The following is a 7,106-nucleotide window of genomic DNA, read 5'->3' on the forward strand; positions in this document are numbered from 1 at the left end:
ACTGAGCGTTGGTCGCGATTTATTCAGGCTAAAAGCCCGCTGCATATGTCGGTTGCATCAGCAGCTTTCATCGAATTTGTGGGCTTTGGCTTTTTCGACAGCCATATCAAAAAAGATGTGTTGAACCGATCAGGTATGCATACTGAAATGGTAAAGCTCTGGAAGTGGCATATAGCAGAAGAGCTTGAGCATTCCTTTGTCAAACTGAAGGTCATTAACCACATTAACAACAGTTACTGGCTTAAGTTTTTAGGCATGCTAGAAGCACTGGTGGTGGCAAACTTATATGTGACGACCTTAATACCCGCTGTAGTCAGGCAAGATGCTAAGCACTGCGGCAAAAAGTTTTGGCCTCACTTATGGATGTTTCTGAAGGGATTAGCAAAAACTGACTGGGGTGTTAACCGCCAGTCAGTAAGCCAATACTTCAGTAAAGATTTTGACCCTGAAATCAAAGAGCCTTGGATTGCCGATCAGATAGCCGAATGGATTCAAGAGTCAGACGCAAAACCCCTGAGCTGAAGCTGAAAAACTCAGTCTAAGAGTAAGCCGCAGTTTTAAATCTTAAAGGTGATACCGACAGCGGCGTGCTCACTATCGGTTTCAACGCCCTGAATGGTGGTTTCTGTATGCTGTAGTTCAAAGTAGATATTCACCACATTTGCACCCAGCTGCGCACGAATACCTTGCATAAAATACATATCAACCAGCTCCATATCAAAGCCGCCATAGCTTGACCCACTGGTTATTTGCAACATGGAAAAATGCGTTTCATTCCATGGCATCATGGCATAAACATTCAGACTGGCAACATCAGAGCTATCACTGCCTTCGAGCGCGATATTGGTAATAATGTCAGCGATTGCATCACGGCTGTATTCCACCCCATCTATTTCAATCCGCCCGCCAGCTGCATCAAGCACGGCATCGGCGGCCTCATCACTATCAAACTCTACTCGAGTATAGTTAAGACTGGGAAAGAACATCAGCGACGATTCGAATGCTTGCAGCGGGAGCATATAGCCCACGGTATACATATCGATAATATCTTGTAGCCCAAGGTCTAGATAAATGCCGCCAAACCTTTCATCAAAATTTGCCATTCGCAAGCGTGCTTGCTCGGTTTGCGTGAAATACTCGGCATAAATGATGGTCTGTGTTTGGATCTCGTCGCCGCCATAAAGATTTGCGCCGCCACCGCCTGCTGAGACTTTTAGCTCGCCATCTTGATCAGCAGCAAAGCCAAATGACGTTTGGGTATTGCGCGGGTCCGCGTCATGAAAGGTTTCGGCCTTTTCAACTTGCGAGTCTTGCTGCGCATGTAATGAAGCCGCATGAGAAACCGTTAACAGAAATACGGCTAGTACCAATAATCGTTCCATGTGTGAGATCACCTAAAAAGTAAAATATCCGTGTGCTGGCAGTTTAACAAAGATGCTGCTTGCGCAGCAAATGCTCAGATCTGCTGCGTATTATAAGCAAAAAACCCACATCTTAGCGCTAGCCTACTGCGTAAAAATCTCAGGAGCGTTCATGAGCAGATTAATTATTCCACCGAAGCCTGATTGCTGTGAGCTATGTCAGCGTCCGGTTAGCCTGTTAACCAAACACCATCTTATTCCAAAGACCATGCATAAACATAAACGTGTCAAAAAATTGTTTGCGCGTTCACAGTGCATCACAGACATCGCATGGCTTTGTCAGCCCTGCCATAAACATATTCATAAGGTATTATCTGAGAAACAAATGGCTTTTGAGTTTTATCAGCTGAAGGATTTAGCAACTCAGCCCGATATCGCTAATTTTGTTGCTTGGATTAAAGATAAGCCCGCTGAATTTCGACCAAAAACATAAACCCTTACTGAGCATCCCGCTAAGCATATCTCTAGAAAACTCTATAACCGACGTTACAAGCCGCTCAACCAACATTCTGAAAGCAGCGATTGGCCTCTTCTGCAATGATGGCATGACGTATTGCCAGTTGCTGCTGATCTTTATCGTAGCCACCTCCTATCACTGTGGCAGTGGGTATGCCTAGTTCAACCAGTGTCGATAGGACAAAGTGATCACGTTGACGAATGCCCTCTAGGCTAATATCAAGCAGGCCCAAGGGGTCATGTTGATAAACGTCAACACCCGCATCATAAATCACAATATCGGGTTTAAAGGAAAGACATTGTGCTAACGCATCGGCTACAGCCTTCAAATATTCAGCATCCTGCATACCCTTGGGTAAATTAACGTCTAGATCGCTGATAGCTTTACGCACCGGAAAATTTTTCTCGCAGTGCAGAGAGCAGGTAAATACATTAGGCTCATCTGCCAAAATTGTTGCCGTGCCATCGCCCTGATGAACATCGCAATCAAAAATAGCAACCCGCTGCACGCGGCCGGATTGAATGAGCGCTTTAGCGGTAATGGCAAGATCATTAAAAATACAAAAGCCTGAGCCAAAATCATAATGCGCATGGTGCGTACCACCGGCTAAATGGCAGGCTAAGCCATACTTTAAGGCAAATTGCGCGGTGAGATAAGTGCCTGCAGGCGAAATGCGCGAGCGAAACGCTAACGGCTCAGTCCATGGTAAGCCAATGCGTCGAAGCGACTTGGCATCTAAGGTGCCTGCAGTAAATTGTTGGATATAATCACTATGATGCGCCAATCCCAGCAGTTCATCTCTGGCCCGCCCAGGGCGCACTAAGTTTTGCGCGCTGACAATACCCTGCTGACGCAGGTAATCAAGCAACAAGCTAAACTTGGCCATCGGAAAACGATGCTTGTCAGGAAACGGGTAGCTATAGCTGGGATGACTCACAAAAGCTAACACAATAACCATTCCTTGCTGAAAATCTGCAGTACAAAATTCGGCGAATGTTTATGCATTAGCTTTATTTCAAGTTCTCTTCGCTGGCTTCTGATAAGCGATCAAGCTCTGCAAATTGTGGCTCAAGTGCGATAAAAAATTCATCCACACCTAAGCTGCTGTCTTTATGTATGGAGCCTGGCTGCAAAACTTGAGAATATTCTGGGCGCGGATCAAAGTCGGTCATAATGGTGTCTGAAATCACGAAAAAAGAGCCGCATAGTATTGCCGCAAGCAGCATCGCAATGCTTGATGGGTGCTGGGTATTGCTAGCCATACGAAGATTTGTTCGCATTAATAAAGATAATACTAACCATGCAAAAACATAGCTTAAGGCTTCACCGACGCTAAGATTGCTACTGGCGAATTCGATATAAGCCAGCCAAGGCAGCAGTACAAAGCTGAGCAGAGAAACCCAGGCGTACGCACCTAAATGCTGCAGAAAATGTAAAGGTCGATGATTTAAGCGGCCAATGAATGCCCAAATAGCACTCCATATAATGGCTATAGCTGCTGATACTAGTACTGAAATCATCCAGGCCTTACTCTCATGACGAGCCGGTGTCGATAAAAAATAGTCGTATGCGATATCAGCAATGAGATAAGCGATGAATGCCAATATGGGCAGTATTAGCTGCCAACTGGGCGTCTGCAACCACTGTTTGATCCGCAGCTTGCGCGTCGCTATTAATGGCTGGTCCGCGTCCAGCACTGCTAACTGGGTTTGACCTATAGTCAGCGTATCACCAACATTTAATGGTGATTGATGTGCTGCAAGCAATTTCTGGTTGAGCAATATGGGATTACTGCTGGCAAGACATTGAACGAACCATTGTGAACCTTGTTTTACAAAGCGCAGTTGCTCTGCGTCAATAAAAGGATCATCAATGATTAATGCATTATTCAATCCTCGGCCAACTGCAAAAACATTGGCCTCAGTCTTAAAAAAACGGTGCGAACAGCTATGTTTTGAGCGCGTTTGCAACACTAGTTGTTCCATTTAAGCTGCTCCATAAACAGTTGCATTAATGCCCTTGCATTGGCTTGACTGATGCCTAGCGCTCCTACTTTGACCACCAATGCCTTATCATTATGGTCGACAGAGGCTAGGATTAAACTCGCATCATAGAAATCTGCATAATCAACATAGCGCCTAAGGCAGCTGGATGCCTTCCATTGTGATTGATTGATTGACAGCCGCTGACTGTGGCAAACCAGCGGTGTTAGCTGTTCGTGACTCTGACGCTCAATTAATGGGTGCTCAAAACGCTGTTCAACCGCCTTGTAAAACTGCCATGGGTTTAGTTCAGCAGACGCCATCCACTCCATATCATAGAAGAAACCGCCAACATTCATGTTTTGTCGAATAAAAATGCGATCATCACTGCGGCAGTGCTGATGCACTGCCGTATAACGGCGTTGACTACCATCCCAGCTGTGGCCCCAGCAGTTGAGGCTTGCAGCTAATTGGCTGGGCACGCTAAATTCACCCAAGGTATCTTTAGCTACATCATTGCTAAAAATTTTCTGATAAAACGCCTGTTGATCCTGCCATAACGATTGCGCCAGTTGTTGCTGCAATTGTTCAAGCTGATGATGTTCTTTGATCTCGAGTGAATCCTCGTCGCTTTTAGCATCTTGTTCTTCATTTGGCTGATGTTCTGCCACAGTACTTGGCTGCAAATAACCTCGATTTACCAGATTGATTAAATTATTGACGGGTACTAAAAAACTGATCTGCTCACTGCCTTTGGCAACGTTAATACCAATCACCTCGCCCTTGGCGTTAAACGCTGGGCCGCCACTCATACCTGGATTCAGTGAGCCTGAAAATAAAATGCGTTGATGCCTGAGGTGTTTGACATAACCATTGTAAGTGCCCTCAATAATTGTCATGCCTAGATTATGAGGGTTACCCATAGAATATAGGCGATCTCCATTGGCCAATTTATCCCTTGATAGCTGCATATACTCGCGGCCAAGTTCTGGAGAGAAGACTATCGCCAGATCGTGCACCACATCAATATCTAATAGTTTCAGGTCAACTGTCGATTCATCTTGCTTAAGCAACTGCATGCGGTACTTCTCGGGTTGATGCAGATACGATGCAATGACGTGAAAATTGGTGGCAACATGTCCATCAGCAGATATTTGAAACCCCGAGCCAAAACTAAAGGTGTCACCCGAGGCACGATCAATCACCTGCAATTGATAAACTTGCAGCCGTTGGCGTTGAAAAATTTCACTCGCCGTATTCGCCAATGCGGCATGACTGATTAAGTTGATTACGCTTAATGCGCAGCAAAGGAAATAGCGAAAAAAGCTGCTAAGAAATGGTGAACGGAAGTAAACGGATAAAAACATATGGTAACTATAAAGTGAGAGTTAGTTCATACGCAATAAATACCGGCTTGGATACTCTAAGCCACTTTAATGCGCTAATTCTGCATAGCGTTTGGATGAAAATCTGTGGTGATTAACAGTTATCAGAAAATAGCGCCGCAAAGTGAAAAAACCGCTCGTCTTCAATATTTTTGGCTATATTTAAAGCAACCATTTAGAAGCCGTTTCATCCTAGAAACCAACAAAAAGAATTTTTGGTTACTACAATATTGGGGGTGTATATGTCTAAGCAAACGTTTAGCAATAAAAAACCTGGCCGATTACGCAAATTTTTAGACTATTGGCAATTAACCACTGAGCCTGACATTGAGGCATCCAAGTGCATTCATCGTCGACGTTTTTTAAAGCCTTATCAACGACGCTTGAAGTTATTACGTGATGCTTGGTTGTATTTACTGAGCGCCTTACTGGTACTGCAGCTCTCAGTACCGTTTATATTAGTGACATGTATGTTCTCAACCTTCTTGAGTTTCACCTTTCTGGATGAAACACCCTTTGTGAGACATGATGAATAATTAAATGGGTGAAAGATGTTTTTTTAGCTCTAGCACCCATGACTGCAGTTGCTGTTGATTATCCTTACCCATTCTAAACATCAGCTTCTCGATATCATTAAGACTCTCTAACGCTGACTGTTCAAAAGGATATTTCAGCGTTTTGCGATAAAGTATCGCATCACTGCTGATGAACTCGGCATTTATTATCAAACCCGTGGTTTTTATAAGCGCGTCATGAAAGGAACTTTCAGTAAGGCCAAGCTCAGCGTAGGCCTGCTCTAATAATGGCGAGAAACGATAATACAATTGTGCCGCAACTTTCGGCTCTAACTGCGTAAGTGCTGATACATAATGCTGATAACGAGTATAATTTTCTGAGTTTACGATGTATTTATCTTGCCCTTGCGGGGCATACGCTTGCACTATAAAACGGCCATTTGGAGACCTCAGCGGCCGATATTGGCTAACAATATTCCCATTTGCACTTTGATAAACGGCGCGGGCTAATTTTCGCAAGATTTCTTTATCAACCAATAGAGCAATAATAGGCTGTATTGCATCAACATCACTAAGCGTCGACTGAATATATTGATCACTCAAATCTAGCTCTTGCGGTATTGCTAGATCAGTTAGCCAATCTGGAAAATCTTGAGTTGCTGCTTGAGTTTTTAATGGACTTGCCTGATGGGACGGCATTGCCATCGATGCAGCTGCAGAATCTGATGCGACTGGCCGAGCAATCGGTGTTGTACTGTCTATAGGTGGGTCTGCCAGCATTGGCGACTGATGAGGCTCATCTTGATTAATGATGAATAGACTCAACGCAGCCAGTATCAGAAAAACGATGACAACAATAGGTTTCAACATAGGCAACACTCAAAATTAATAGCCAGGGTCATAGCGAAGAGTAATAGCTGATTCGTTGACATCGGCCAGCATTAACCAAGATTATTCATTCAGCGCTAATAGAGCGCTGATAAATTTCGGCTATTTTATCGTTTTCTTGAAATATTTGCATAATAAGTCGGTAATGTTCGTTAGGTGCTTAATACTTGTTAATTTAGGTTACTTTATCGGCCAAGGTTTGAATTTGTTAAGTGATTGTTTCAAATGTAACAGGTTACAGGTAACTGGTTACAAGTCATAGGTTAAACTTTAGCATTAAATGTCATAGTGCTGAATGTCGAAGCGTTAAAAAGTTTTTAAGCAATTCATGCCCTTGCTCGGTTAAAATCGCTTCGGGATGAAATTGTACACTGCTAATGGGCAAGTGTTTGTGCTGTAGCGCCATTATTTCTTCAAATTCGCCGTGCTCATTAGTACTCCATGCGGTTACTGCTAAG

At 43.9% G+C, this 7,106-nt stretch carries 9 protein-coding genes; 3 read left to right on the forward strand and 6 right to left on the reverse strand.

Features of this window, described 5'->3' with window-relative positions; genetic code table 11:
* On the forward strand, positions 1-522 hold a 522-nt coding region (locus HRU21_10780; protein NRA42772.1), incomplete at its 5' end, for a metal-dependent hydrolase.
* 35 nt (positions 523-557) lie between these two features.
* Here HRU21_10780 and HRU21_10785 read toward each other — a convergent pair.
* The gene (locus tag HRU21_10785) at positions 558-1,382 is read right to left on the reverse strand and encodes a hypothetical protein (GenBank protein ID NRA42773.1); all 825 of its coding nucleotides are present in this window, start codon (positions 1,380-1,382) and stop codon (positions 558-560) included.
* A 151-nt stretch (positions 1,383-1,533) separates the two neighbouring features.
* On the opposite strand from HRU21_10785, the gene HRU21_10790 reads away from it, so the two are divergent.
* Entirely contained in the window at positions 1,534-1,854 is a 321-nt protein-coding gene (locus HRU21_10790; GenBank protein ID NRA42774.1) for a hypothetical protein, read from the forward strand.
* 64 nt (positions 1,855-1,918) lie between these two features.
* Here HRU21_10790 and HRU21_10795 read toward each other — a convergent pair whose 3' ends face one another.
* From HRU21_10795 to HRU21_10805, 3 genes are all read right to left on the reverse strand, one after another.
* A complete protein-coding gene (locus HRU21_10795; protein ID NRA42775.1) occupies positions 1,919-2,764 on the reverse strand; it encodes a histone deacetylase in 846 nt (281 codons plus the stop codon).
* Between the two features lie 124 nt (positions 2,765-2,888).
* A complete protein-coding gene (locus HRU21_10800) occupies positions 2,889-3,863 on the reverse strand; it encodes an FHA domain-containing protein (protein ID NRA42776.1) in 975 nt (324 codons plus the stop codon).
* Positions 3,851-5,227, reverse strand: coding sequence for a trypsin-like peptidase domain-containing protein (locus HRU21_10805; protein ID NRA42777.1), 1,377 nt, complete (start codon positions 5,225-5,227; stop codon positions 3,851-3,853). The genes HRU21_10800 and HRU21_10805 overlap by 13 nt, the downstream gene beginning before the upstream one ends.
* Before the next feature lie 260 nt (positions 5,228-5,487).
* On the opposite strand from HRU21_10805, the gene HRU21_10810 reads away from it, so the two are divergent.
* Positions 5,488-5,781: a hypothetical protein gene (locus tag HRU21_10810; GenBank protein ID NRA42778.1), complete on the forward strand. Its 294-nt coding sequence runs from the start codon at positions 5,488-5,490 to the stop codon at positions 5,779-5,781.
* Here HRU21_10810 and HRU21_10815 read toward each other — a convergent pair whose 3' ends face one another.
* Positions 5,782-6,630 carry a DUF3014 domain-containing protein gene (locus tag HRU21_10815; GenBank protein NRA42779.1) on the reverse strand — a complete coding sequence of 283 codons (849 nt, stop codon included), beginning with the start codon at positions 6,628-6,630 and terminating at the stop codon, positions 5,782-5,784.
* Between the two features lie 301 nt (positions 6,631-6,931).
* Positions 6,932-7,106, reverse strand: a 175-nt coding sequence (locus HRU21_10820) for an anthranilate/aminodeoxychorismate synthase component II (GenBank protein ID NRA42780.1), incomplete at its 5' end; no start/stop codon positions are given.

The organism is Pseudomonadales bacterium (assembly GCA_013215025.1).
Lineage (GTDB): Bacteria > Pseudomonadota > Gammaproteobacteria > Pseudomonadales > DT-91 > DT-91.